21 protein-coding genes are annotated in these 25,115 nt (G+C 62.6%); 15 read left to right on the top strand and 6 right to left on the bottom strand.

Annotated features, from left to right (window positions below):
* Positions 1-96: 96 nt before the first annotated feature.
* Together V1293_RS06460 and V1293_RS06455 are read left to right on the top strand one after the other, a co-directional pair.
* Complete coding sequence (locus V1293_RS06460) at positions 97-555, top strand: hypothetical protein (protein WP_334507730.1); 459 nt, start codon at positions 97-99, stop codon at positions 553-555.
* Positions 548-1,780 carry an HlyD family secretion protein gene (locus tag V1293_RS06455; protein ID WP_334507728.1) on the top strand — a complete coding sequence of 411 codons (1,233 nt, stop codon included), beginning with the start codon at positions 548-550 and terminating at the stop codon, positions 1,778-1,780. The genes V1293_RS06460 and V1293_RS06455 overlap by 8 nt, the downstream gene beginning before the upstream one ends.
* A gap of 79 nt (positions 1,781-1,859) precedes the next feature.
* Here V1293_RS06455 and V1293_RS06450 read toward each other — a convergent pair whose 3' ends face one another.
* The 4 genes from V1293_RS06450 to V1293_RS06435 all read right to left on the bottom strand — a co-directional run bounded on the left by V1293_RS06450 (position 1,860) and on the right by V1293_RS06435 (position 4,862).
* Positions 1,860-2,741 carry an FkbM family methyltransferase gene (locus tag V1293_RS06450; protein ID WP_334507726.1) on the bottom strand — a complete coding sequence of 294 codons (882 nt, stop codon included), beginning with the start codon at positions 2,739-2,741 and terminating at the stop codon, positions 1,860-1,862.
* 235 nt (positions 2,742-2,976) lie between these two features.
* Entirely contained in the window at positions 2,977-3,441 is a 465-nt protein-coding gene (gene queF / locus V1293_RS06445; protein WP_334507724.1) for a preQ(1) synthase, read from the bottom strand.
* 54 nt (positions 3,442-3,495) lie between these two features.
* The gene (locus V1293_RS06440; protein WP_334507721.1) at positions 3,496-3,870 is read right to left on the bottom strand and encodes a c-type cytochrome; all 375 of its coding nucleotides are present in this window, start codon (positions 3,868-3,870) and stop codon (positions 3,496-3,498) included.
* Complete coding sequence (locus V1293_RS06435) at positions 3,867-4,862, bottom strand: Vgb family protein (protein ID WP_334507719.1); 996 nt, start codon at positions 4,860-4,862, stop codon at positions 3,867-3,869. The genes V1293_RS06440 and V1293_RS06435 overlap by 4 nt, the downstream gene beginning before the upstream one ends.
* 176 nt (positions 4,863-5,038) lie before the next feature.
* Here V1293_RS06435 and eno point away from each other — a divergent pair, with 176 nt between their 5' ends.
* From eno to V1293_RS06370, 13 genes are all read left to right on the top strand, one after another.
* Positions 5,039-6,322 (top strand): phosphopyruvate hydratase, encoded by a 1,284-nt coding sequence (gene eno / locus V1293_RS06430; protein ID WP_334507718.1) that lies wholly within the window; start codon positions 5,039-5,041, stop codon positions 6,320-6,322.
* A gap of 48 nt (positions 6,323-6,370) precedes the next feature.
* Positions 6,371-7,507 carry a zinc-binding dehydrogenase gene (locus tag V1293_RS06425; RefSeq protein WP_334507716.1) on the top strand — a complete coding sequence of 379 codons (1,137 nt, stop codon included), beginning with the start codon at positions 6,371-6,373 and terminating at the stop codon, positions 7,505-7,507.
* Between the two features lie 188 nt (positions 7,508-7,695).
* Complete coding sequence (locus tag V1293_RS06420) at positions 7,696-8,253, top strand: NADPH-dependent FMN reductase (protein ID WP_334507714.1); 558 nt, start codon at positions 7,696-7,698, stop codon at positions 8,251-8,253.
* A gap of 87 nt (positions 8,254-8,340) precedes the next feature.
* Positions 8,341-8,658, top strand: a complete 318-nt coding sequence (locus V1293_RS06415; protein ID WP_334507712.1) for an FtsB family cell division protein — start codon at positions 8,341-8,343, stop codon at positions 8,656-8,658.
* A gap of 211 nt (positions 8,659-8,869) precedes the next feature.
* Positions 8,870-9,895 (top strand): pyruvate dehydrogenase (acetyl-transferring) E1 component subunit alpha, encoded by a 1,026-nt coding sequence (gene pdhA / locus V1293_RS06410; protein WP_334507711.1) that lies wholly within the window; start codon positions 8,870-8,872, stop codon positions 9,893-9,895.
* A 48-nt stretch (positions 9,896-9,943) separates the two neighbouring features.
* Positions 9,944-11,338, top strand: a complete 1,395-nt coding sequence (locus V1293_RS06405; RefSeq protein ID WP_334507709.1) for a pyruvate dehydrogenase complex E1 component subunit beta — start codon at positions 9,944-9,946, stop codon at positions 11,336-11,338.
* Positions 11,339-11,343: 5 nt separating this feature from the next.
* Complete coding sequence (locus tag V1293_RS06400; RefSeq protein WP_334507707.1) at positions 11,344-11,649, top strand: DUF5076 domain-containing protein; 306 nt, start codon at positions 11,344-11,346, stop codon at positions 11,647-11,649.
* A gap of 2 nt (positions 11,650-11,651) precedes the next feature.
* Positions 11,652-13,004: a pyruvate dehydrogenase complex dihydrolipoamide acetyltransferase gene (locus tag V1293_RS06395; RefSeq protein WP_334507705.1), complete on the top strand. Its 1,353-nt coding sequence runs from the start codon at positions 11,652-11,654 to the stop codon at positions 13,002-13,004.
* Between the two features lie 129 nt (positions 13,005-13,133).
* Complete coding sequence (gene lpdA, locus V1293_RS06390) at positions 13,134-14,552, top strand: dihydrolipoyl dehydrogenase (protein ID WP_334507702.1); 1,419 nt, start codon at positions 13,134-13,136, stop codon at positions 14,550-14,552.
* A 46-nt stretch (positions 14,553-14,598) separates the two neighbouring features.
* The gene (locus tag V1293_RS06385; protein WP_334507699.1) at positions 14,599-15,840 is read left to right on the top strand and encodes a threonine synthase; all 1,242 of its coding nucleotides are present in this window, start codon (positions 14,599-14,601) and stop codon (positions 15,838-15,840) included.
* Positions 15,841-15,873: 33 nt separating this feature from the next.
* Positions 15,874-16,842 carry a tripartite tricarboxylate transporter substrate binding protein BugD gene (locus V1293_RS06380; RefSeq protein ID WP_334507696.1) on the top strand — a complete coding sequence of 323 codons (969 nt, stop codon included), beginning with the start codon at positions 15,874-15,876 and terminating at the stop codon, positions 16,840-16,842.
* Positions 16,843-17,106: 264 nt separating this feature from the next.
* Positions 17,107-18,282, top strand: a complete 1,176-nt coding sequence (locus V1293_RS06375; protein WP_334507693.1) for an efflux RND transporter periplasmic adaptor subunit — start codon at positions 17,107-17,109, stop codon at positions 18,280-18,282.
* Positions 18,283-18,303: 21 nt separating this feature from the next.
* The gene (locus V1293_RS06370; protein ID WP_334507692.1) at positions 18,304-21,441 is read left to right on the top strand and encodes an efflux RND transporter permease subunit; all 3,138 of its coding nucleotides are present in this window, start codon (positions 18,304-18,306) and stop codon (positions 21,439-21,441) included.
* 56 nt (positions 21,442-21,497) lie between these two features.
* Here V1293_RS06370 and V1293_RS06365 read toward each other — a convergent pair whose 3' ends face one another.
* On the bottom strand, positions 21,498-23,705 hold the full coding sequence (locus V1293_RS06365; protein WP_334507690.1) for a lytic transglycosylase domain-containing protein: 2,208 nt from the start codon (positions 23,703-23,705) through the stop codon (positions 21,498-21,500).
* A 384-nt stretch (positions 23,706-24,089) separates the two neighbouring features.
* On the bottom strand, positions 24,090-25,046 hold the full coding sequence (locus V1293_RS06360; RefSeq protein WP_334507688.1) for a calcium-binding protein: 957 nt from the start codon (positions 25,044-25,046) through the stop codon (positions 24,090-24,092).
* Positions 25,047-25,115 lie beyond the last annotated feature (69 nt).

The raw sequence follows: 25,115 nt of genomic DNA, 5'->3' as shown, positions 1-25,115 counted from the left end.
GACGCGCCTTAATGCTTGCCAAGCTTCCACATTGTGTAAAGATTAAACGGGTTGACCGCCCCAGTGCGTTAGTCCCGTTGTGAACGGAGGGTTGCCTTGAGCGAGCCGATTCACCCCAGCGCGCCGCATCACCTGCCTTCCTTCATCACCGCACCGGGTGACACCGACGTTATGATGGTCGTCGTCGGCATTTTTCTGATCGTCGCCGTTCTCGCGGTCGGTAACTTCTATTTGCACCTGCACTCGCTGCCGGAGCGGATGGCCCACAAGTCGCAGAAGTTCCAGTTTGAAATTGTGGCCGTGCTGGGCCTGCTGTCGCTGTTCACGCACAACCACCTGTTCTGGGTGATCGGTCTGTTCCTCGCCATGATCGACCTGCCGGACTTCAGCACGCCGCTGCGCAGGATTGCCGGATCGGTCGAAAAGATGGCCGGCGTTCCGCCTGAACAGGACCCAACCGAGCCGCAAGTTGGAGACGCGGCGCACGCCGACGAGGCCAAGGCCCGCATCGAAAAGGCGGGTGGCGCCAAGAGCGAGGTGCACAGCCATGCTTGAGCTGCTCCTCTGCTCGCTGGTGACGATTTTTCCGGACTATCTCTATCGCCGCTATCGGCAGGGAAAGCGCGTCGGCCACGAAATCACGCTCTATTCGGTCTGGTTCGAACTGCGATTTGGCATCATCGCCTGCCTGATGCTCACGGTCTCGCTGATCACGATGATCTTCTACTATCATCCGTCGACCTCGTCGGCGACGTTGTTCTATCGGACCATTCCGATTGTGCCCGAAATAACCGGCCGGGTGGCGGAAGTTGGCCTCGATGTCAGCGCGCCCGTCAAGAAAGGTGACGTGCTTTTCAGGCTCGACAGCGCCAAGCAGGAAGCGTCGCTACTGACCGCCAGGCGCAAGATCGCCGAAATCGATGCCGCCATGCTGGCGGCGCAGGCCGACATCATGAAGGCGGAAGGCCAGCTTCAGGAAGCCAAAGGCGCGCTGCAGCAGGCAACCGACGAACTCGACACCAAACGCGAATTGCAGAAGCGCAACCCCGGCATTGTTCCGCAACGCGACATCGAAAAGCTCGAAGTGGCCGCCGCGGGTCGCCAGGGTTCTCTCGACGCCGCTACCGCTTCCAAACAATCCGTGACGACGCGGCTCAGCGCGCTTCTGCCGGCGGAGAAGGCGAGCGCGGAGGCGGCGCTGGCCGAAGCGCAGGTCGATCTGGACAAGACCGTTATTCGCGCTGGTGTCGACGGGCGGGTCGAGCAGTTCGCGCTCAAGCCGGGCGATATCGTCAATCCGATGATACGGTCGGCCGGCGTTCTGATTCCGGAGGCGGCGGGTCGGCGTACTCTCATGGCAGGGTTTGGGCAGATCGAGGCCCAGGTCATGAAGGTCGGAATGGTGGCCGAAGCGACCTGCATTTCCAAGCCTTGGACGGTCATCCCGATGGTGGTGACCAATGTCCAGGACTACATCGCGGCCGGTCAGTTCAGGGGCGGCGAGCAACTGGTTGAGGCGCAGCAGGTTCTGCGTCCGGGCACCATTCTCGTTTTCATGGAGCCGATCTACAAGGGCGGGCTGGAGGGCGTGACGCCCGGCAGCAGTTGTATCGCCAACGCCTACACCAGCAATCACGAACTGATCTCGTCAGGGGAAATCGGTTCGTTCAAGAGCTTCGGGTTGCATGTCGTCGACGCCGTCGGACTTGTGCACGCGATGCTGTTGCGGATTCAGGCCCTGCTGCTGCCGATCAAGACGCTGGTGCTGAGCGGGCATTGAGCCCGCGAAGCTCTGAACATCACCCGCGCCACCAGCACGCAGCCGGATTGATGCAAGTTTGATGAAAGATAGTTGAGTGTCAGAGGCAGAGAATGTTCTCCTCAAAACCAAGCGCATCGCGATCGATCGGTCGCAAATGCGTGGCATCGAGGCAGCGGTAGCCACAATCCTCGAGGCGTTCAATGATCCGTCTGCCGTCCAGCGGCTCGGGACGATTCAGATCGGTGAGGACCTCGCACAGGATCGGCACTTTGCGACCGCTCTTTGCCAGCACGCCTTGCATGCCGTCGAAGACCGCAGCCTCGAAACCTTCGACGTCGATCTTGATAAGGCCGACGCGATCGAGATCGATTTTCCGCTCGCGTACATAATCATCGAAGGCGATAACCTCAACGGTGATATTTTCCGTGAGCTCGCTGGCGTGGTCGAGGAAGCCGGCAGCAAGTGAACTCGACCCGATATTGGTATCGTAATTGTCGAAATTCTCCGCGCGCGGCGCGACGACGGCCATCGGGAAGGCGCCGGGCCGCGCGCCGCAGGCAATCTGATTGGCGACGATCCGATAATCGGGATTGAGCTCCGCGAGCCGTCGGACAAAGGTGAAATATTGCGGCACCGGCTCGAAGGCGTGCACCTCTCCGCTTTGGCCCACGAGCGACAAGGCATAGGCCGACCAGTAGCCGCAATTGGCGCCGATATCGACGAAGGTCTTGCCGGCAGCGAGGCAGCGCTTGAAGATGCGTTCAAGAAACATTTCGTGGGTATGGAAGAAATACTTCTTCATCATGCGATGCAACGACATGTCGATCTCGTAATGCACGCCGCTGAAGCGCGTGGTCGCGACGCCCGTCGGCGGCGTTCGGAACTGCTCGATCGCGCGGCGGTGCACGATATCGGCAAGCCTGAGCGGATCGCTCGATGCATATTTCAGGAGGAAGCGGGCGGTTTTCCGAGCAATCATGGCGGCCTCAGGAACTTGATGTTGGGAACATGCGGACAATCTGTGCCCGGCAGTTGACCAATCTGTGGCGTCAATCGTTCGAGAGTTTTTTTCTCAGCCGCGAATTTTCTGCGCCTGCGATGTATGCAATCATCATTGTCGCGGCCGTCTATTTCTCTATTGAGCCTCACTAGAGGCGTCTTCTGAAAGTTCCGCGCGCGGCAGGCGTTCAAGCCATGCACGAACGTTGGCGTGCCTAACCCCGCCCGCGATACGGCGCGACGCCCTGGTCGGGGATCCACATGCCCTTCGGCAATCTGCCGGTCTGCCAGAACACGTCGATCGGGATGCCGCCGCGCGGATACCAGTAGCCGCCGATGCGAAGCCATTTCGGCTTGATCTCGGCCGCGATCCGCTTGCCGATCATGACCGTGCAATCCTCGTGGAAGGCGCCGTGATTGCGGAAGCTGGCGACATAGAGTTTCAGCGATTTGGATTCCAGCAGCCACTGGCCCGGCACATAGTCGATCATCAGATGCGCGAAATCAGGCTGGCCCGTCACCGGACAGATCGAGGTGAATTCCGGCGCGGTGAAGCGGACCAGATAATTGGTATCCGCCTGCGGATTGGGCACGCGGTCGAGCTGCGCCTTTTCCGGGCTGTCCGGCCATTCCACGGCGCGGCCGAGTTGCAATGATTTCTGCAATGATTTTTTGGCCATCTGATCGTCCTTTGCGATGGCTGACATGGACGCAACCAGCGTGGCCGTCAACTGCTAGCGGGATCGGGGATCCGTGAGATACCGCACCAGCGCCTGCCGTTCGCTGGCATCCTCGATCCCGCGCATCGACATCCACAATCCCGGAAACATGCCTGCAGGATCGGCGAGGAAGGTCGCGAGCCGCTCTGCGTCCCAGCGCAGGCCCTCGTCGCGCGCCTTGCGCAGCACCGGCGAATAGTCGAACGCAGCGTCACCGCCGATCGCACGTCCGATCACGCCGGACAGATTGGGGCCGGGCAGGTTGCGCTCGGCCGGGTCGAGGCTGTGGCAGGCGCGGCAGGGCGCGAACGCTTGCGCGCCTTTTTCCTCCGCGGTGGCGGAGGCGGGCAGTAGAACGGGCAACAGCAGCAGAACGGCAAGCAATCTCACGCAGGCGCCGTCGTCTGAATCATGACGAGGCGGTCGTTGCCGGATTCGCCGCCCCAGGTTTCGCCGGGCCGGCCGTCGAGCTGGCGCACATTCGCGCCCGATTTGTCACTCGGGAACGCGTTGAACTTTTCGGTCACGGGATCGAAGCGCACGATCACATTGGCCGAGAAATCAGTCAGCCAGACCTTGTCCTTGTCGTCGACGTAGACCGCATAGGCGCGCGGGCTTGTGCCCGGCAGTTTCCAAGCCTTCCAGGAGCCGTCAGCGGGATCGTGCACCGACACGTTGCCGCTGTTCCATTCGCTGACCCAGATCCGGCCCTTCGAATCCGACCACACGCGGCGCGCGCCCTGCTTGGGCGTAGGCGGCTCAAACACGGTCGCCTCGCCGCTCGTCGGATCGATCCGCGCAACGTAATTTCCCGCGAGCGAGGCGTACCAGACCTCGCCCTTCGGGGTGACCGTGATGCCGTAAGGCCCGACACCACGGGGCGCCTTGAATATGGCCATGTCACCCGATTTCGGGTCGAGTCGGCCATAGATGCCGGATTGGCCGGTGAACCAGTAGATGCCGCCTTTGTCGAACACGCCGGTGTTCAGGTTGGCATAAGCCGCCTTTTCGGGCAGTCGAAATAGCGTCACCTTGTGATCGCCGGGGTCGACGCGCGCAATCGCATTCTGTCCGCCCTCAGTGATCCACGGTGCGCCGTCCGGGCCAATGGTGACGTTATGGGGCGCCGCGCCTTTGCCGAGACTGATCAGTTTGGACGAACCATCCCGCGGATCCAGCCGTCCCAATGTTCCGTTGCGCTGTCCGGTGAACCAGACCGCGCCGTCGGGGGCCGGTGTCACGTCATGCACCCCCACGCCGGAGTCGAGCGGATAATATTTGACGCGGAACGGGCCTTCCTGGGCGGCGGCGGCCCTTCGCAGCAGGGCGGGCGCGGCGAGGATACCAATGGCGGCGGTTCCAAGAAACTTGCGGCGATTCATCGCGTTACCCCGTTCTATCAATGTGAAGGTTTGGACGCTGATATCAACCTTGGAGCAGTCTATCCTGACCCGGCTCCATGGTCCGGAAAAGGCCGCAGCCAAAGCGTTCACATTTGCTTGCGCGCCGTGTAAGACGCCCCCGAAGCCTGACCCACCATTCCCAGGAAAGTTTAGACATGACCGCCATCGTCGACATCATTGGCCGTGAAATTCTCGATAGCCGGGGCAATCCCACCGTTGAAGTCGATGTGGTGCTGGAAGACGGCTCGATCGGCCGCGCGGCGGTTCCCTCTGGCGCCTCGACCGGCGCGCATGAGGCGGTCGAACTGCGGGACGGCGACCAGAAGCGTTATCTCGGCAAGGGCGTGCAGAAGGCGGTCGAGGCCGTCAACGGCGAAATCTTCGAGGCGCTGAGCGACCAGGCCGTCGAGGAGCAGATCCAGATCGACCAGATCATGATCGATCTCGACGGCACGCCAAACAAGAGCAGGCTAGGGGCCAACGCCATCCTCGGCGTCTCGCTGGCGTGCGCCAAGGCGGCGGCGGAGTCCTTCGACATGCCGCTCTATCGCTATGTCGGCGGCACCTCGGCGCGGACGCTGCCGGTGCCGATGATGAACATCATCAATGGCGGCGTGCATGCCGACAACCCGATCGACTTCCAGGAATTCATGATCCTGCCGGTGGGCGCCGCGACCTTCGCCGAGGCGTTGCGCTGCGGCTCGGAAATTTTCCATACGCTGCGCAGTGAACTGAAGAAAGCCGGCCACAACACCAATGTCGGCGACGAGGGCGGTTTTGCGCCGAATATCCCGTCGGCGGATGCAGCCCTCGACTTCGTGGTGAGCGCGATCGGCAAGGCCGGCTACAAGGCAGGCGACGACGTGATGCTCGGGCTCGATTGCGCGGCGACCGAGTTTTTCAAGGACGGCAATTACGTCTATGGCGGCGAGAACAAAACCCGCTCCCGCTCGGAACAGGCGAAATATCTCGCCGATCTCGTCTCGCGCTATCCGATCGTCACTGTCGAGGACGGCATGTCCGAAGACGACATGGAAGGCTGGAAGGAATTGACCGATCTCATCGGCAAGAAGTGCCAGCTCGTCGGCGACGACCTGTTCGTCACCAACGTCACGCGCCTTGCCGACGGCATCAAGAACGGCCGCGCCAACTCGATCCTGATCAAGGTCAACCAGATCGGCACGCTGACGGAAACGCTCGCCGCCGTCGAACTGGCCCACAAATACGGCTACACCTCCGTGATGTCGCACCGCTCCGGCGAAACCGAGGACTCCACCATCGCCGACCTTGCGGTCGCAACCAATTGTGGCCAGATCAAAACCGGCTCGCTCGCGCGCTCCGACCGCACCGCCAAGTACAACCAGCTCCTGCGCATCGAACAGCAGCTCGGCGAGCAGGCGAAATATGCCGGCAAGGCGGCGCTCAAGGCTCTGGCGTAACGCGTCCGCGCATCCAGATATAACCAACACAAACGGGGGAGGATTGCGATGAGTGACGGCAAAAGCGGGCTGCAACTGCGTTCGCTGCTCAAGAAGAGCGGCGAACTCGAACTGTCGCTGGTGGATGTCCCGACTCCCGAGCCGGCCGACGACGAAGTCGTGGTCCGGGTCGAGGCGACGCCGATCAACCCGTCCGATCTCGGGCTCCTGATCGGCCCGGCCGACATGTCGACCGCCAAGGTTTCCGGTACCCAGGACGCGCCCGTGGTCACGGCAAAGATGCCGGAAGCGGCGCTGCGGATGATGGCGGCGCGGCTCGACCAGTCGCTGCCGGTCGGCAACGAGGGCGCCGGCGTCGTGATCAGGACCGGATCCTCGGATGCCGCCAAGGCGCTGATGGGCAAGAATGTCTCGATGATCGGCGGCGCGATGTACTCGCAGTACCGCACCATGAAGGTGAGGGACGTCATGGAGCTGCCATCAGGCACCACGCCCGCCGACGGCGCGTCATGGTTCGTCAATCCGCTAACCGCGCTCGGCATGACCGAAACCATGCGGCGCGAAAATCACAAGGCGCTGGTGCACACCGCCGCCGCGTCGAATCTCGGCCAGATGCTCAACAAGATCTGCATCAAGGACGGCATCGGCCTCGTCAACATCGTGCGCAGCAAGGAGCAGGCCGATATCCTGCACAAGATCGGCGCCAAGCATGTCGTCGATTCCACCGCAGATAGCTTCATGGACGATCTGACCAACGCGCTGGTGGAAACCGGCGCCACAATTGCGTTCGACGCCATCGGCGGCGGCAAGCTCGCGGGCCAAATCCTCACCTGCATGGAGAGCGCGGCCAACAAGACCTCCAAGGAATACAGCCGCTATGGCTCCAACGTGTACAAGCAGGTCTATATCTACGGCAGCCTCGATAACCGTCCGACCGAATTGAGCCGGGCGTTCGGATTGACCTGGGGGGTCGGCGGCTGGCTCCTGACGCCGTTCCTGCAGAAGATCGGCCCCGCCGAAATCGGCCGCTTGCGCCAGCGCGTCGCTTCCGAACTCAAGACCACCTTTGCCAGCCACTACACGCAGGTGGTGTCGTTGCAGGAGACGCTGCAACTCCCCAACATCGCGATCTACAACAAGCGCTCCACCGGCGAGAAATTCCTGATCAATCCGAACAAGGGCTGATAAGCCCGTGTTTGTCTGCGCGAACAGGCCGCCCTTAGGCGGCCTGTTTTTTTTGCTTGGCGTGCAAACCGTGAGGGACAGCAAGGAATTCTCCCGAGCCGGTCATAAAGATAAGTTGATGCACTTGCATCTTTTCGTCGATCTGGCGTAAGGGAGGGCAGGCGCTTTTGCTTCACAAGGGACATCCAATGGCCACCCACACCATCGTCACGATCGTAGGTTCTCTTCGCAAGGAGAGCTTTTCGCTCAAGATCGCCAATGCGCTCGCAAAACTGGCGCCGGCCTCGCTGAAGCTCGACGTGACCACGCTCGAAAGCATTTCCTTCTTCAACCAGGATCTGGAAGCCAATCCCCCGGCCGACTGGCTGGCGTTCCGCGAAAAGCTGCAGCAGTCGAACGGTGTGCTGTTCATCACGCCCGAATACAACCGCTCGATCCCCGGCGTGTTGAAGAACGCCATCGACGTCGGCTCGCGCCCCTACGGCAAGAGCTCGTTCCTCGGCAAGCCGGTCGGCATCATCAGCAACTCCCCGGGCGCGCTCGGCGGTGTCAACGCGGCCAAGCATCTGCAGAACATCCTGCCCGGTATTGCCGGCCCGATCCTCGGCCAGCCCGAAATCTATCTCAACGGCATCGGCGACGCGTTCGACGACAAGGGCCAGCTCACCAAGGAAGCGGTGCAGAAGGTGCTGCAGCAATACATCGGCGCCTTTGCCGCGTTCATCGAGAAGCAGAACGGTAGGTAGATCGCTCGCAATGCGAGAGAGCGGTGCCCTCATCGCCCACACTCGTGCTCTTAGGATTTCATTAACCTGACCGTCGCATCTTGGCGCATGGTCTCCCGCACGCGCCTAAAATCCATATTGACAGGCCTCGCCCTCTATACGATGGCGGCGCTGATGGTCGGCTATTTCGGCGTCAACGCCTATACCGGCAAATACGGGCTGAACGCGCGCCAGGAACTCGATCAGGAGATCGTCGCGCTGACTTCCGAACTGGCGCGGCTGAAGCGGGAGCGGGCGCAGGGCGAGCAGCGGGTGTCGCTGTTGCGGTCGAACCGGGTCGATCCCGACATACTCGACGAGCGCGCGCGCTTCCAACTCGACTACGCCAATCCGCGCGATCTGGTCCGGACCATCAAGCCGAACTGATTTTCAAACCGCTGTCGCGAACGGCGCCGCCGTCCAGAGGATGCGAGCACGCCGGTCCGCAAATTTCAAAAAACAGCGAAATCAATTTCGAAAATGTCTCGCTGCGCTGCAGTGCGGCATAGCAATATTTTCTCCAGCGCACGCAATCCTTTCACGGCGGTTTGAGTTGGGTTAGAGAGGGGCTGATCCGTCTCTCTCACCCGGAATTGCCATGGCTGCACCCAAGAAAAGCGTCGTCGCGAAGGAAACAGGGCAGGAGAAGGCAAACGGGTCCCCACCAGAGTTCACCAAGGCGCAGGAACTTGCGGCGCTGCGGGACATGCTCTTGATCCGCCGCTTCGAGGAGAAGGCCGGCCAGCTCTACGGCATGGGTGCGATCGGCGGTTTCTGCCATCTGTATATCGGCCAGGAGGCCGTGGTGGTTGGCATGCAGATGGCCCTCAAGCAGGGCGATCAGGTCATAACCGGATACCGTGACCACGGCCACATGCTGGCCTGCGGGATGGAAGCCAACGGCGTGATGGCCGAACTCACCGGACGCCGTGGCGGCTATTCCAAGGGCAAGGGCGGCTCCATGCACATGTTCAGCATGGAAAAGAATTTCTACGGCGGTCACGGCATCGTCGGTGCCCAGGTCTCGCTCGGGACGGGGCTTGCTTTCGCCAACCGCTATCGCGGCAATGATTTCGTCAGCCTCGCCTATTTCGGCGACGGCGCTTCCAACCAGGGCCAGGTCTACGAGAGCTTCAACATGGCGGAACTGTGGAAGCTTCCCGTGATCTACGTGATCGAGAACAACCGCTACGCCATGGGTACGTCGGTGACGCGCTCTTCGGCCCTGACCGATTTTTCCAAGCGCGGCGCCTCCTTCAACATTCCGGGCCAGCAGGTCGACGGCATGGATGTCCGCGCCGTCAAGGCTGCGGGCGACGAGGCGGTCGCCTGGTGCCGCGCGGGCAAGGGGCCGTTCATCCTGGAAATGCAGACCTATCGCTACCGCGGCCACTCGATGTCGGACCCGGCGAAGTACCGGACCCGGGAAGAGGTCGAGAAGATCCGCACCGATCAGGATCCGATCGAGCAGGTGCGCAACCGGCTGTTGGCCGCCAAGGTCACCGAGCAGGAATTGAAGGCCATCGACGCCGAGGTGCGCGAGATCGTCAACGCGTCGGCGGATTTCGCCCAGCGCGATCCAGAGCCCGATCCATCGGAGCTTTGGACCGACATCTACCGCTAAATTTCAAGACACGCGCAGAACAAACTAAGAGTGATTTCGGGAGCTGATATGCCCATTCAAGTGCTGATGCCTGCGTTGTCGCCCACCATGGAAAAGGGCAACCTTGCGAAGTGGCTGAAGAAGGAAGGCGAGACGATCAAGTCGGGCGATGTCATCGCCGAGATCGAGACCGACAAGGCGACGATGGAGGTCGAGGCGACCGATGAGGGCACGCTCGGCAAGATACTGATCCCCGAAGGCACCGCCGACGTCGCGGTCAATACGCCGATCGCGACCATACTGGCCGACGGCGAGAGCGCCGCCGATCTCGGCAAGGCAGCCGCACCCGCGCCAGCGGCGAAGGCCGCGGAATCAGCGCCGCCCGCCGAAGCCAAGGCGGAGGCGCCCCAGCCGAAGGCCGAGGCAAAGGCGCCGCCGGCCGCCGTCGCCGAACCCGATCCGGAAGTCCCTGCCGGCACCGAGATGATCACCCAGACCATCCGCGAAGCGCTGCGCGACGCGATGGCCGAGGAGATGCGGCGCGACGGCGACGTGTTCGTGATGGGCGAAGAGGTCGCGGAATATCAGGGCGCCTACAAGGTCACGCAAGGGCTGCTGCAGGAATTCGGCGCGCGGCGCGTGATCGATACCCCGATCACCGAGCATGGCTTTGCCGGCGTCGGCGTTGGTGCAGCGATGTCGGGACTGAAGCCGATCGTCGAATTCATGACGTTCAACTTCGCCATGCAGGCGATCGACCAGATCATCAACTCAGCGGCCAAGACGCTGTACATGTCGGGCGGCCAGATGGGCTGTTCGATCGTGTTCCGCGGACCGAACGGTGCCGCAGCCCGCGTCGCCGCTCAGCACAGCCAGGATTACTCGGCCTGGTACTCGCAGATTCCGGGGTTGAAGGTGATCGCGCCGTTCTCGGCCGCCGACTATAAGGGGCTCTTGAAGGCCGCGATCCGCGATCCCAACCCGGTCATCTTCCTCGAAAACGAGGTCTTGTACGGCCACACCGGCGAGGTGCCGAAGCTCGACGATTACGTGATCCCGATCGGCAAGGCGCGGATCGTGCGGTCGGGCAAGGACGTGACGCTGATCTCGTGGTCGAACGGCATGACCTACGCGTTGAAGGCCGCCGATGAACTGGCCAAGGAAGGCATCGAAGCCGAGGTGATCGATCTGCGCACGCTGCGCCCGATGGACACCGAGACCATCGTGGCATCCGTCAAGAAGACCGGCCGCGCGGTGACGGTGGAAGAGGGCTGGCAGCAGAGCGGCGTCGGCGCCGAGATCGCCGCCCGCATCATGGAGCACGCCTTCGACTATCTCGATGCGCCGGTCGCGCGGGTCTCCGGCAAGGACGTGCCGATGCCCTATGCGGCAAACCTGGAGAAGCTCGCATTGCCCAACGTGGCCGAGGTGGTCGCGGCCGCCAAAGCCGTTTCCTATCGGTAAGCTCCATGGCCGGCCCCAAGGAACAGCCACTGCCGCCCGACGTCATTGGCCGCGAGGATGCCACCGAAGTCCTGCGCGCCTTCGTGGTCGACGGCGGCCTCTCGATCGCGTTCCAGCGCGCCTTCGAAGAGCCTGACATGTGGGGCCTGCTGCTGGTCGATATCGCCCGCCATGCCGCCCGCGCCTATGCGCGCGAGACCGAATACACCGAGGACGAGGCGCTCGCGCGCATCGTCGAGATGTTCGAAGCCGAAATCAACCGGCCGACCGATACGGGCTCTACCACGCCCCGGTCGCAACAAGGTCACTGACAATGCCGATCAACATTTTGATGCCCGCGCTGTCGCCCACGATGGAAAAGGGCAACCTTGCCAAGTGGCTCAAGAAAGAGGGCGACAAGGTCAAGTCCGGCGACGTGATCGCGGAAATCGAGACCGACAAGGCGACTATGGAAGTTGAAGCCGTCGACGAGGGTACGATCGCGAAAATCCTGGTGCCGGAAGGCACGCAGGATGTCCCGGTCAACGATATCATCGCGGTCATGGCCGGCGATGGCGAGGACGTGAAGGCGGCCGGCGCCGGAGCAGGGGCCGCGCCCGCACCAAAGGCCGCCGAAGCCTCCGCCGCGAAACCGGCGCCGGCACCTGCCGCCGCGCCCGCGCCAAAACCCGCAGCGACCGGGCCGACGCAGGCTGCCGCGCCGCAGGCGGCGGCTTCCGCTTCGCAGGCCAACGGTCACGGCCGCATCTTCTCGTCGCCGCTCGCCCGCCGCCTCGCCAAGGACGCCGGCATTGACCTGTCGCGCATCAATGGCTCCGGCCCGCACGGCCGCGTCGTCGCGCGCGACGTCGAGGGCGCGAAATCCGGCAAGGGTCTGAAAGCCCCGGCCGCTGCACCCGCGGCGGGTCCGGGCCTTGCGCCCGGGATGTCCGACAAGCAGATCCTCGCTTTGTTCGAGGAAGGCTCCTACGAGGTCGTGCCGCATGACGGCATGCGCCGTACCATCGCGCAAAGGCTCACCGCATCGGTGCAGACCGTGCCGGTTTTCTATCTGACGATGGACTGCGACATCGGCAAGCTCCTGGTCGCCCGCGAGGAGATCAATGCCGCAGCTCCCAAGGACAAGGAAAAGAAGCCGCTCTACAAGCTCTCGGTCAACGACTTCGTCATCAAGGCCATGGCGATCGCGCTGCAAAAAATTCCGAATTGCAATGTAAGCTGGACCGAAGGCGGCATGCTCAAGCACAAGCATTCCGATATCGGTGTCGCCGTGGCGATGCCGGGCGGTTTGATCACGCCGATCATCCGCAAGGCCGAAACCAAGACGCTCTCGACCATCTCATCCGAGATGAAGGACTTTGCGGCGCGCGCGCGGGCGCGCAAGCTGAAGCCGGAGGAATATCAGGGCGGCACCACGGCGGTGTCGAACCTCGGCATGTACGGCATCAACCACTTCACCGCCGTGATCAATCCGCCACAAGCAACGATCCTGGCCGTCGGCACCAGCGAGGAGCGCCCGATGGTGCGCGGTGGCAAGATCGAGATCGCGCAGATGATGAGCGTGACGCTGTCCTGCGATCACCGCGCCATCGACGGCGCGCTCGGCGCCGAACTGATCGGCGCGTTCAAACAGTTGATCGAAAACCCCGTGATGATGATGGTGTGATAGCCGTCATTGCGAGCGCAGCGAAGCAATCCATCTCACCGGCGACAATGTGGATTGCTTCGTCGCAAGGGCTCCTCGCAATGACTGGAGAACCGTGATGGTCGCCCGATGAAAACGAGCGAGTAGCCAATGGCCGACACATCCTTCGACGTCATCATCATCGGCTCCGGCCCCGGCGGCTACGTCACCGCGATCCGCGCCGCCCAGCTTGGCTTCAAGACCGCGATCATCGAGAAATCCTATCTCGGCGGCATCTGCCTGAACTGGGGCTGCATCCCGACCAAAGCGCTGTTACGCTCGGCCGAGATCTACCACTACATGCAGCACGCCAAGGATTACGGGCTCTCCGCGGAGAAGGTGTCGTTCGACCCGAAGGCCGTGGTGCAACGCTCGCGCGGTGTCTCGAAGCGGCTGAATGACGGCGTCGGCTTCCTGATGAAGAAGAACAAGGTCACGGTGATCTGGGGCGACGCTTCGATCGACGCGCCCGGCAAGGTCACCGTAAAGAAATCCGCCGTTGAGGCGCCGAAGGGCGTGCTGGGCGAGGGCGCCTATCAGGCCAAGCACATCATCATCGCCACCGGGGCGCGGCCGCGCGTGCTGCCGGGACTCGAGCCCGACAAGAAGCTGGTCTGGACCTATTTCGAGGCGATGGTGCCGGAGCGGATGCCGAAATCGCTGCTGGTGGTCGGCTCCGGGGCGATCGGCATCGAGTTCGCCTCGTTCTTCCACACCATGGGCGCCGACGTCACCGTGGTCGAGGTGCTGCCGCAGATCCTCCCGGTCGAGGACGCGGAGATCGCGGGGCTGGCGCGAAAACGATTCGAGAAGCAGGGCATCAAGATCCTCTCCGACACCAAAGTGACAAAACTGGAGAAAAAGGCCGACAGCGTTGTCGCCACCATCGACGACGGCAAGAAGCCGCAAACGGTCGAGTTCGAGCGGGTGATCTCCGCGGTCGGCGTGGTCGGCAATATCGAAGGTCTTGGGCTGGAGAAGGTCGGCGTCAAGACCGATCGCGGCGTTGTCGTGATCGACGGCTACGGCAAGACCAACGTGCCCGGCATCTACGCCATCGGCGACGTCGCGGGACCGCCGATGCTCGCCCACAAGGCCGAGCATGAAGGCGTGGTCTGCATCGAGGCGATCAAGGGCCTGCACCCGCATGCCATGGACAAGGACCTCATTCCCGGCTGCACCTATTGCAACCCGCAAGTCGCGTCCGTCGGCCTGACCGAGGCGAGAGCGAAAGAGGGCGGCCGGGAAATCCGCGTCGGCCGTTTCCCCTTCGTCGGCAACGGCAAGGCGATTGCGCTTGGCGAGGATCAGGGACTGGTCAAGGTGATCTTCGACAAGAAGACCGGCCAGTTGCTCGGCGCGCACATGATCGGCGCGGAGGTAACCGAGCTGATCCAGGGCTATGTGGTCGCCATGAACCTGGAGACCACGGAAGAAGAATTGATGCACACGGTGTTCCCGCATCCGACCCTGTCGGAGATGATGAAGGAAGCCGTGCTGGATGCTTATGGGCGCGTGCTGAACATGTAAGGCGTGATCCCACCGGTCGCGCCCAACAAGAAACGAAAGAGCAATCATGAAAGACAACGACAATCTGACCATCGAACGCCCGACGTTCGTGACCCATCTCGAATGCGCGATGGAAGGCGATCACTACGCTGCCGACCAGATCCACAATCTCTCGAAAGCCGGCAAGCCGCTATTGGTGCGCTATGACCTCGCGGGCGTGAAGAAGGCGCTGACCAAGGACGCGCTCGCGGAGCGCCCTACGGACATGTGGCGCTACCGCGAACTGCTGCCGGTGCGGAAGGTCACCGACATCGTCAGCCTCGGCGAAGTCATGACGCCGCTGATCCGGCTGCCGAAACTCGCCAAGAAGCTCGGCGGTGGTGAGATCATCGTCAAGGACGAGGGCCGCCTGCCGACGGGCTCGTTCAAGGCCCGCGGCCTCGTGATGGCGGTGTCGATGGGCAAGGCGCTCGGCATCAAGCACATGGCGATGCCGACCAACGGCAATGCCGGCGCAGCGCTGGCGGCCTATGCGACTTCCTGCGGTATCAAGACCACGATCTTCTGCCCGGCCGACACGCCCGAGGTAAATGTCAGCGAGATCGAACTGCAGGGCGCCACCGTCTATCGCGTCAATGGCTTGATCGACGATTGCGGCAAGATCGTCGGCGAGGGCAAGGCCAAGGCGGGCTGGTTCGATACCTCGACCTTGAAGGAGCCGTACCGGATCGAAGGCAAGAAGACGATGGGGCTGGAGCTCGCCGAACAGCTCGGCTGGGAGATGCCTGACGTGATCTTCTATCCGACCGGCGGCGGCACCGGCCTGATCGGCATGTGGAAAGCCTTTGCCGAACTGGAAGCGATCGGCCTCATCGGTTCGAAGCGGCCGCGGATGGTCGCGGTGCAGGCATCCGGCTGCGCGCCGATGGTGCGTGCTTTTGAAGCAGGCACCGAGCACGCGCCGCGCTGGGAAGACGCGCACACCATCGCGTCCGGCATCCGCGTGCCGCAGGCGGTCGGAGATTTTCTGATCCTGCGCGCGGTCCGCGAGAGCAAGGGATTTGCGATCGCGGTGTCGGACGAGAAGATTTCTGCTGCGCTCAACGAGGTGGCGCGCGAAGAGGGCCTGCTGTTGTGTCCGGAAGGGGCGGCGACGTATGCTGCCTACCAGCAAAGCCTTGCCGACGGCCGCGTGACGAAAAACGATCGCGTCATGCTGTTCAATTGCGCGACAGGGCTTAAATATCCGCTGCCGCCGGTCACGCGTACGCTCGATCGACACCAACCGATCGACTACGCAAAACTCTGACAATCGCGCGGCGGAATGTGATGGGAGCACGAGATGCGAAAGATCATTCTGGCCGCGACTGCAGTGTTGGCGTTCGGCAGTGCCGCGGTCGCGCAGAATTTTCCCTCGCGTCCCCTGACCATCATCGTGCCGTTCTCCGCCGGCGGTCCGTCGGATGCGATGGCGCGGATTCTCGCCGAGCGCATGAAGGTCACGCTCGGCGAGCAGGTGTTGGTCGAGAACGTGACGGGAGCCGGCGGCTCGATCGGCGTCGGCCGCGCGGTGCGTTCGCCGCCTGACGGCTACACGATCAGCTTCGGCCATCTCGGCACCCACGTCGCCAACGGCGCGATCTACAAGCTCGGCTACGATCTCGTCTCCGATCTCGAACCGGTCGCGTTGCTGCCGAGCAACCCGATGATCATCGTCAGCAAGAAGGCGGTCCCGGCAACGTCGCTGAAGGAATTTCTGGCGTGGCTGAAGGCGCAGCCCGCCGCCCCGACGGCGGGCACTGCGGGCGCCGGCTCCGGAACCCATATCGCCGGGCTCTATTTCGAAAACATCACCGGCATCAAGCTGCAGTACGTGCCGTATCGCGGCACTGGCCCGGCGATGAACGATCTCGTCGCCGGCCAGATCGATCTGATCGTCGACCAGACTTCGAACTCGATCGGGCAGGTGCGCGCCGGCAACATCCGCGCCTATGCCATCACCGACAGCAAGCGCGTCGAGTCCGCCTCTGACATCCCGACCGTCGACGAAGCGGGACTGCCCGGATTTCACATGACGTTGTGGTCCGGCCTCTGGGTGCCCAAGGACACGCCAAAGGACGTCGTCGCAAAGCTCAACGCCGTGGCCGTCGATGCCCTGAACGATCCGGCGGTGCGCAAGCAGCTCGAAAATCTCGGGCTACAGATGCCGCCAAAGGACAAGCTCACGCCTGAAGCGCTGGGCGCCTGGCAGAAGGCCGAAATTGCAAAATGGTGGCCGATGATCAAGGCCGCCAACGTCAAGGTAGAGTGAACGGCCGAAACCGGACAGCCGCATTTCCAAGATTCCCCCTGACCGGACACGCCAAAATTGGCACCAATGACCGGGGGATGGGCATTCCGCGCGATATGAACTTCGTGGTCCCTGGCTGCGCTCGGCCCGCATGCCTTGATCCCCCATTGTATCGCGCGGCTTGTGGGGGCTTCTTGGCCGGCGGGCGCGTAGAGCTGCGGGGCGCGGCTGCGCGATTTTCTTTGTCTTGGGTTGCGCGACAGAGGTATTGTTTAGGGCATGTCAATGACCGCGAAAGCGCTTTTGTTTCGGCTGCTTGCCCCGCTGTTCGGTGGGACATTGATGGCATCGTTCGCCGTGGCTGAAGGCCCCATGAAGGGGGCCGACTTTTTGCGTGTCGTCCCGGATCAAATGCATCAGCTGCAGATCGTGAAGGTCGGGACTTATGCGTTCCGCGCGCAAACGTCGGCAATCGGTCAGATCGGATACAATGAGGATGCCAGCACGATCGTTCTGTCGCCATTCTCCGGCCGGGTTACCCGTTTGATTGCCAGGCTCGGCGATCAGGTCAAGAGGGGTGATCCGCTGCTGGAAATCGACAGCCCTGAGCAATTCGTCCAGCAGAACGACTTCATCGCAGCACAGGCCGCAAAACGCAAAGCGAGCTCCCAACACAATTTGGCACAGATCCTCGAGCAGCGCGTTCGCGGTCTGCATGAAGGCAAGGCTGCCCCATTCAAGGATCTGCAGCAGGCCGAGGCGCAGCTTGCCGGCGCCGAAAATGACCTGCGGTCGGCTGACACGGCGTTCGAAGCCGCGCGCGTCCGGCTGCGGATTCTCGGCCGTACCGATGCGGAAATCCTGAAACTCGAGCAGAGCGGTACGCTCAGCCGCGTGACCACGATCACGGCGCCGATCAGCGGCACCATCGTTTCACGCAAGGTAGGACCAGGACAATATGTCAAGGCCGATTCGGGCGAGGCACTGTATACGATCGCCGATCTCTCGACGATGTGGTTGAAGGCCCAGATCTTCGAGCAGGATATCGCGCAGGTGCGTATCGGCCAGGAGATCGAGGCCAGGGTTTCTGCTGTGCCGGACAGGATCTTCAAAGCCCGCATCAACGCCATCAACTCGGCTTCAGACTTGACGACGCGCCGTGTTGTCGTCCGAACCGAGATCGAGAATGCCGATGGTTTGCTCAAGGCCGAGATGTTCGCGATGTTCAAGATCAGCATCGGCGATGGATCGACGAGCCCGGCGGTGCCAACGGACGCGGTGATCCGCGAGGGGGACGTTGCCACCGTCTGGGTCGAGACCGAGCCGAGGCTGTTCAAACGCCGCGTGGTCGACATCGGTATCCAGCAGGACGGTTTGACGCAGATTCGCAGCGGTCTCGATTTCGGAGAATTGGTGGTCGCGCGAGGGGCGATCTTCGTTGACAACGAGTGGCGCCAATGAGTCGGCGATACGGGGCGATTGATGCTGCGTAGTCTGATCGCATTCTGCCTCTCGCGGCGGCTTTTGGTGATGGTCGCGTTCGTGGCCTTTCTCGGTCTCGGCAGCGTTGCTTTCCTGGCCCTGAACATCGAGGCCTATCCCGATCCGGCGCCGCCGATCATCGAGATCATCGCCCAGCAGCAGGGCCAATCCCCCGAAGAAGTGGAGCGCTACATCACGATTCCGATCGAGATCGCGGTCGCCAGCACGCCGGGCCTGAAGTTCATCCGCTCCAACACCGTCTACGGGCTCGGTTTTATCCGTCTGCAGTTCGAATACGGCCGCGACTATCATTTCGTTCGTCAGCAGACCATCAACCGGCTGAAGGATGCGGTTCTGCCGGCCGGCGTGCTGCCGGTGATCTCGCCCGCCGGAGGCATCAGCGAAATCTTTCGCTACGAGCTTACCGGGCCTCCGGGCATGGACGTCATGAAGCTCAAGACGCTGCAGGACTGGGTGGTCGAACGCAAGCTGCGCATCGTGCCGGGTGTCGCCGACGTCGCAGTGCTCGGCGGAAAGACCAGGGAATTCCAGGCCGAGATCAATCTCGACCGCATGATGGCCTATGGGTTGACGCTGCCGCAGATCATGACCGCGATTTCGGCGAGCAATTCCAATGTCGGCGGCCGCACCATCGCGATCGGCGAACAATCGGTCAACGTCCGCAGCATCGGCGTCGTCACCTCGATGGACGATATCGGCAATATCGTATTGACCCAGCAGGGCGGCGTGCCGGTACTGGTGTCCGACGTAGCCAAGGTCCAGATCGGCTACGCGCCCCGGCTCGGTCTCGCCGGCCGTGACGACAGGACCGACGTCGTTACCGGCATCGTCCTGATGCAGAAACTCGAACGCACCATGGACGTGGTCAAGCGCGTACGCGCTGCGGTGGAGCGTATCAACTCCGACGGATCGCTGCCGGCCGGCGTCAAGATCGTGCCATTCTATGACCGCGGCGATCTCGTTGCGATCACGGTGCAGACCGTTCTGCATAATTTGCTGTTCGGAGTAGCGCTGATCTTTCTTATCCAGTGGGTGTTTCTCGGCGACCTCCGCTGCGCGTTGATCGTCGCTGCCACAATTCCGGTGGCGCTGTTGCTTGCGGTGATGATCACGGTGATGCGGGGCGAGTCCGCGAACCTGTTGTCGGTCGGGGCTATCGATCTTGGCATCATCGTCGACGGCACCGTCATCATGGTGGAAAATATCTTCCGCCAGATCGCCCATCACTCGCCACGGCTGCCGCCGGGACGCAGCGCCACGCTCAGCGACAAACTTAACTGGATCCTGACCGGCGCGGTCGAGGTCGACAAGGCGATCTTCTTTTCGGTCATCATCACCATCGCAGCGTTTCTGCCGCTCTTCACGATGCAGGGTGTGGAAGGCCAGATCTTCGGGCCGATGGCGCGGACTTACGCCTATGCATTGCTCGGCGCCGTGATCGCGACCTTCACGATAACACCGGTGCTGGCCTCAATTCTGCTGCCGGCCCATGTCCAGGAAGTCGAAACCTTCGTGGTTCGCCACATCCGCAAGCTCTACCAGCCCGTTCTGGTGCGCGCGGTCCGCAACTATCGCCGCGCCGCAGCCATCGCCGCAGTGTTTCTCGTGCTGTGCCTCAGTCTCGGGTTCCGGCTCGGCACCGAGTTTCTGCCCAAGCTGGAGGAGGGCAACCTCTGGATCCGCGCCGTGATGCCGCCGACCATCACGCTCGAGGCCGGGATGGAAACAGTGGCCAAGATCCGTGCCATCATATCGAGCTACCCCCCGGTCCAGACCGTGTTTTCCGAGCAGGGACGCGGTGAAGAAGGCACCGATCCCGACGGCTCGTTTCTCGCCGAGTTCTTCGTTCCGCTCAAGCCGGCCGACACGTGGCCATCGGGGCTGACCAAGGAGCAGATGGTCAAGCAGATGAGCGAGAAGCTCAACCGGGAATTCGTCGGCGTCGATTTCAACTTCTCGCAGTACATCCAGGATAATATCGAGGAGGCCGTCTCCGGCGTGAAGGGCGAGAATTCGATCAAGATCTTCGGCAGGGACCTCAATGAGCTGGAGCGGCTGTCCAAGTCGGTGAAAACCGAACTCGCGGGAGTCCGCGGCGTCGCCGATCCCGCCAGCTTCAATCTGCTCGGCCAGCCCAATTTGATCGTCCAGATCGATCGCGCCAAGACCGCGCGCTACGGTTTCTCGATCAGCGACATCAATTCCGTGGTTCAGGCCGCGATCGGCGGCCAGGAAGTTTCCAAGGTCTATGAAGGGGAGATGATCTTCGCGCTAACGGTCCGCCTGGCACCGGCATACCGCATGGATGTCGACGCCATTCGCGCGATTCCGGTAGCACTTCCAAACTCGGATTCGAAGACACCGACTGCCTATATTCGGCTTGGCGATCTTGGCGAGATCAAGCTCGTCAGCGGCGCGGCTTATATCTACCGCGAGAACAGCCAGCGTTTTATCCCGCTGAAGTATAGCGTCCGCGACCGCGATCTCGGTTCGACCGTGGTCGAGGCCCAGGAGCGGGTTCAGAAGAACGTTCCGCTCCCACAGGGCTATTCGCTCGAATGGTCGGGCGAATACGGCGCTCTGGTTGACGCAAAGAAGCGGCTCGCGCTGATTGTGCCGTTGAGCCTGCTTCTGATCCTGATGCTACTCTACAGCCTGTTCAATTCGATACGGGACAGCCTGCTGGCGCTGTCGGGCATTCCGTTCGCGGTGGCCGGCGGAATTCTCGGGCTCTATATCGGCGGCCTGAATTTCAGCGTCTCGGCCGCGGTTGGCTTCATCTCGCTGTTCGGCGTCTCGGCGATGGATGGCATCCTGCTGATGTCCTATATCCGCCGGGACATCGAGGAAGGTATGGGGACGGAGGACGCCATCATCCGCGCTTCCGAAACAAGGATGCGGCAAATCTTCATGACAGGGCTATCGGCGTGTATCGGCCTGGTCCCGGCGGCCATCTCGACAGGGATCGGTTCGCAGGTTCAGCAGCCACTGGCGTGCGTCATCGTTGGCGGGATGCTGCTGTCCCCGATCTGCAGCCTGCTGGTCATCCCGGTGCTAGCAAGACTGTGGATGCCAACGATAAAGGAAACGGGGATGCGTGAGGTTGCAGTCCGCTGACCGGCCGGCGCATCTGCTATTCGGCAGGCCGCACATGGCCTATCGATGCGGTGAACCTATTGCGCCGCGCTCGCCGCCGGCACTGGCGCCGCGTTCGTCTCCTGTGTAACAGCGAGCGCGTCGGTCTTCGCCGCCACCGCCGTGCTGCCCTCGAACCGCACGCGGTACACCGCTAAATTCTCTATCACCCGCTGGACATAGTTCCGCGTTTCGGAAAACGGAATCCGCTCGACCCAGTCGACCGCATCGACCTTGGGATCACGCGGATCGCCATAGGCCTTGACCCAGTCCCGCACCCGGCCCCGGCCGGCATTGTAGCCGGCAAAGGTCATGATGTGATTGCCCTTGTATTCGCTCAGCAGCGCGCTCAGTTCGGCGGCGCCCATCTGCGTGTTGTAGACCGGGTCGGAAACCATCCGGTCCCAGTCATAGCTGACGCCAAAGCGCTTGGCGGTATCGCGTCCCGCTTCCGGCGTCACCTGCATCAGGCCGACCGCATTCGCCGCCGACTTGTCGCGCTGGTCGAATGCGCTCTCCGTGCGCGCCACCGAATAGATGACGCTGCGCTCGATCTCGGGCGCGACCTGGCGATGCGGAGGAATCCCGATGGTGGGAAACGCGTAATGGTCGAGCGCCAGCCCGCGGCCGAGCGCGGGTTTTCCGACCTGCAGCATCGCGCGGCCATCGTTGCGGCGGCCGGTGAGCTCGCCGAGCGCTTCGAGCAGCGCCACGTCGGTGCTTTGTTCGCCGAGATCGGCGGCAAAATAGAGCACGACATCGCGTTCGCCGATCTCGTAGAGCATCTCGGCGGCGCGCACGCGTTCGTCCGTGGCCGAAGCATCGGCGGACGACGCGAGAACAGGCGAGGGCGCGCGCAGTTCGATCTGGTCACGGCCAAGCCTGGCGCGCGCCAACTGGCCGTAATAGGCGGTCGGGTAGCGGGCGGCCGCTTCATAGCTCGCACCCATCGCATCCGTCTGGCCAAGGGCTTCGGCCGCGCGTCCACGCCAGTAGTTCGCCCGCGCCAGCACGATCGGATTGGTCGCGCCGTCGTCGATGTGGGCGAAATGCATGGCCGCGGCTTTGGGATTGTCGAGGTAGCGGAGTGCGATCCAGCCGCACATGAAGTGGACGTCGGCCCGGTAATATTCATTGGCCGGCGCCGCGGCGGGACGGATCACATCGTAGGCGGTCTGGAACTTGCCGTCGTCGAGCAGCTTGCGGGCGAGCGTGCGCCGCTCGCGCCACCATTGATCGGTGTCCTGCAGCGCCATGGTCTCCGGTGACGCCGCCACCATCAGGCGGGCGGCGTCGTCAATTTTGTTCTGGGCGAGCAACCACTGGATGCGGCAAAGGGTATAGCCGAGATCCTGCCGCGCCTCGACCGCGACATCGTCGAGCGCATCCTTCGCCTTGTCCGCTTTTCCCCTGACCGCGGCACAAGCCTTCACGATCGCAAGCTCGTCGTCACCAAGGCGCTGCGCGGCGCGCTTCGCGCCGGCGAGATCCTTGGCGCCGATACGCCTGTCCATGCGCGCACGGTGGTCGTCGCGATTGAGTAGGTCGCGGAACGTCTCGAGCACGTCGGTCTCCAGGCGCTCCGACAATTCATCTGATCGCCATGCGTCGCGCGCCAGCCTGGCCGCGCCGTCCCGATCGCCCTCTGCGAGCAGCACGCGCGCCAGCGCCAGCTTGCCCTTGGCAGTCGCGGGCCGGTCGCCGGTGAAGCCGCGAACCGTCGCCGCATCGCTGCGCTGCTCCCACAGCCGCGCCTCCGCGCGCCGGCGCAGCAACGCGGTGCTCGGCCATTGCGGATTGGCGGCGATGAACGCCGCGTAGCGGCTGAAAGCCGCTGTCGTCGCCGGGTGGCGCAGGATGAACCATTCGATGAGCTTTTGCGCTGCCGGATCCGCGATCCTGTTCCTGATGTCCGTCGCCTCTTCGGTCTTTGACTTGCGTGCGAGATCGATGGCTTCCTTCACCAGCGCAAGATCGCCCGTCAGCGGAGCGGCCGCCTCCCGGGGATCAGGCGAAGCCTTCGACGGCTTCGGCTTGCGTTGTGCGGAAGTGTGTTTGGCGTGCCGTTTTTTTCCGAGCGCGGCGCGATGGGGGCGAGCTTCCTTCCCCGCGTGCGACTTCTTGGTCGCGTCGTGCGCCTTGTGGGCGTGTGGCTTATGGCTGGCCCGCGCGGTCGCGTCCGTCGAGAAGAGGGCGAGCCCAGCTAGCGTGAAAAAACAAGACAGCGAGCGCAAGCACCGGTTCATTCCATGGTCCCCTTGCGAAACCCACGTCATAAACACCGTCAAAACCGAGAGATCGCATGATGCGCGTGGTCCTGACCTGTTCGAAAGATGCCACAACGCCCGAGGCGCAATTGTCACTTCAAGGCAACAAACCCGCGCAAAATGAGGCGAATGGAACCAAAAAAAGTTCCCGGTATCGCGCGCGCAGTCGTGCGAATAAGGAATTTTAAGACTTACGCCATCGATAGCGGCGCGTGGCATCGCCCTTCGACCGCGGACGAAATCGCGTAAAGAGAACGCGTCAAAGCAAAACCTGGAGCCGATCCTGAAACAGTCAGAACCGAACTCCAGGCAGCAAGGGCCGGGAGGCCGCCCCTTGCAACTGATTGAGGCTTACCTTCCGGCTTAACCGTGTATGGCCATGTTGGCCATCGCGGTCGCTTCGTTGTGGTGGCCGCCGTCGGTGCCGCCACCGGCCAGCACGCCGTCGTCCTCCAGTTCGAAGTGCGCGCCGTTGAGTTCGCCGACCTTCTCGTAAGCGCCGTACACCGTCTGGGTAACGGCGATATCGCTTTGCTTCACCAGGTTGCCGTAGACGGTGATGGTGCCGAGCAGATCCTCGTCATGCGCGCCGGCATTGCCTTGCTGGCTGATGACGGTGATCACGCTGTAGTCGTTCTTGCCGTCGCCGTTGCTGTCCTTGTACTCGATCGATTTGACCTCGGCGGTGTGCGCCGAGATTTCGATCTTGTCGCCCTGGGCGCGGTTGAAGTCGCGGATCACGTCGTTGCCGAAGCCGTCGACCCAGTGGTCGTGCGTGGCGCCGTTCTCGCCGGTCACGCCGACCCAGTCGATGGTGCCGTCGGCATTGACGTGCTTGGCGACGATCTCGTCCTTGGCGTTCACCATGCCTTCGAAGCGGAAGGTGTCGCCGCCGGCGCCGCCGGTCAGCGTATCGTTGACGGCCTTGAACGCTGCGGTTTCTGTCGCGAAGATCTGCGTCGTGCCGTCCTGGGCCGCGACCATCTCGCCGGCGTCTGAGCGGCTCAGCAACACGTCGTTGCCGGCGCCGCCGTCCATTCGGTCGGCACCGAAGCCGCCGACGAGAAGATCGGCGCCGGTGCCGCCCGCGAGGTTGTCGTTCCCCGAGCCGCCCCAGAGCTTGTCGGCGCCGGAGCCGCCGTTGAGCGTGTCGTTGCCCGCCATGCCGGCGAGCGTGTCTTCGCTGGCGCCGCCGAACAAGGTGTTGTTGCTCGTCGTCCCGTTCAGATGATCATGGTCGGCGCTGCCGCCGCCGAACCTCGCGAAGAAATCCTCGAAGCGGCTATTGTCGAGGAAGCCGTTCAGATTGAAGCGTGCCATTATTCAAACCTCTTACTCAGAGGCCTCACGAACTACAAACGACCACTACGGATTTTGGGAATCGTGAAG

The sequence above is a fragment of the Bradyrhizobium sp. AZCC 1693 genome (assembly GCF_036924745.1).
Lineage (GTDB): Bacteria > Pseudomonadota > Alphaproteobacteria > Rhizobiales > Xanthobacteraceae > Bradyrhizobium.
Note: the sequence above shows the minus strand (reverse complement) of the source record. Positions and strands in the feature narration are given on the sequence as shown.

Coding starts and splice junctions, on each gene's coding strand:
- queF (WP_334507724.1), bottom strand. CDS start 3,441: ATGGCCAAAAAATCATTGCAGAAATCATTGCAACTCGGCCGCGCCGTG.
- V1293_RS06400 (WP_334507707.1), top strand. CDS start 11,344: ATGGCCGGCCCCAAGGAACAGCCACTGCCGCCCGACGTCATTGGCCGC.
- V1293_RS06450 (WP_334507726.1), bottom strand. CDS start 2,741: ATGATTGCTCGGAAAACCGCCCGCTTCCTCCTGAAATATGCATCGAGC.
- V1293_RS06455 (WP_334507728.1), top strand. CDS start 548: ATGCTTGAGCTGCTCCTCTGCTCGCTGGTGACGATTTTTCCGGACTAT.
- V1293_RS06435 (WP_334507719.1), bottom strand. CDS start 4,862: ATGAATCGCCGCAAGTTTCTTGGAACCGCCGCCATTGGTATCCTCGCC.
- V1293_RS06370 (WP_334507692.1), top strand. CDS start 18,304: ATGCTGCGTAGTCTGATCGCATTCTGCCTCTCGCGGCGGCTTTTGGTG.
- V1293_RS06405 (WP_334507709.1), top strand. CDS start 9,944: ATGCCCATTCAAGTGCTGATGCCTGCGTTGTCGCCCACCATGGAAAAG.
- V1293_RS06380 (WP_334507696.1), top strand. CDS start 15,874: ATGCGAAAGATCATTCTGGCCGCGACTGCAGTGTTGGCGTTCGGCAGT.
- V1293_RS06360 (WP_334507688.1), bottom strand. CDS start 25,046: ATGGCACGCTTCAATCTGAACGGCTTCCTCGACAATAGCCGCTTCGAG.
- lpdA (WP_334507702.1), top strand. CDS start 13,134: ATGGCCGACACATCCTTCGACGTCATCATCATCGGCTCCGGCCCCGGC.
- V1293_RS06415 (WP_334507712.1), top strand. CDS start 8,341: ATGGTCTCCCGCACGCGCCTAAAATCCATATTGACAGGCCTCGCCCTC.
- V1293_RS06375 (WP_334507693.1), top strand. CDS start 17,107: ATGACCGCGAAAGCGCTTTTGTTTCGGCTGCTTGCCCCGCTGTTCGGT.
- V1293_RS06420 (WP_334507714.1), top strand. CDS start 7,696: ATGGCCACCCACACCATCGTCACGATCGTAGGTTCTCTTCGCAAGGAG.
- pdhA (WP_334507711.1), top strand. CDS start 8,870: ATGGCTGCACCCAAGAAAAGCGTCGTCGCGAAGGAAACAGGGCAGGAG.
- V1293_RS06365 (WP_334507690.1), bottom strand. CDS start 23,705: ATGAACCGGTGCTTGCGCTCGCTGTCTTGTTTTTTCACGCTAGCTGGG.
- eno (WP_334507718.1), top strand. CDS start 5,039: ATGACCGCCATCGTCGACATCATTGGCCGTGAAATTCTCGATAGCCGG.
- V1293_RS06395 (WP_334507705.1), top strand. CDS start 11,652: ATGCCGATCAACATTTTGATGCCCGCGCTGTCGCCCACGATGGAAAAG.
- V1293_RS06425 (WP_334507716.1), top strand. CDS start 6,371: ATGAGTGACGGCAAAAGCGGGCTGCAACTGCGTTCGCTGCTCAAGAAG.
- V1293_RS06385 (WP_334507699.1), top strand. CDS start 14,599: ATGAAAGACAACGACAATCTGACCATCGAACGCCCGACGTTCGTGACC.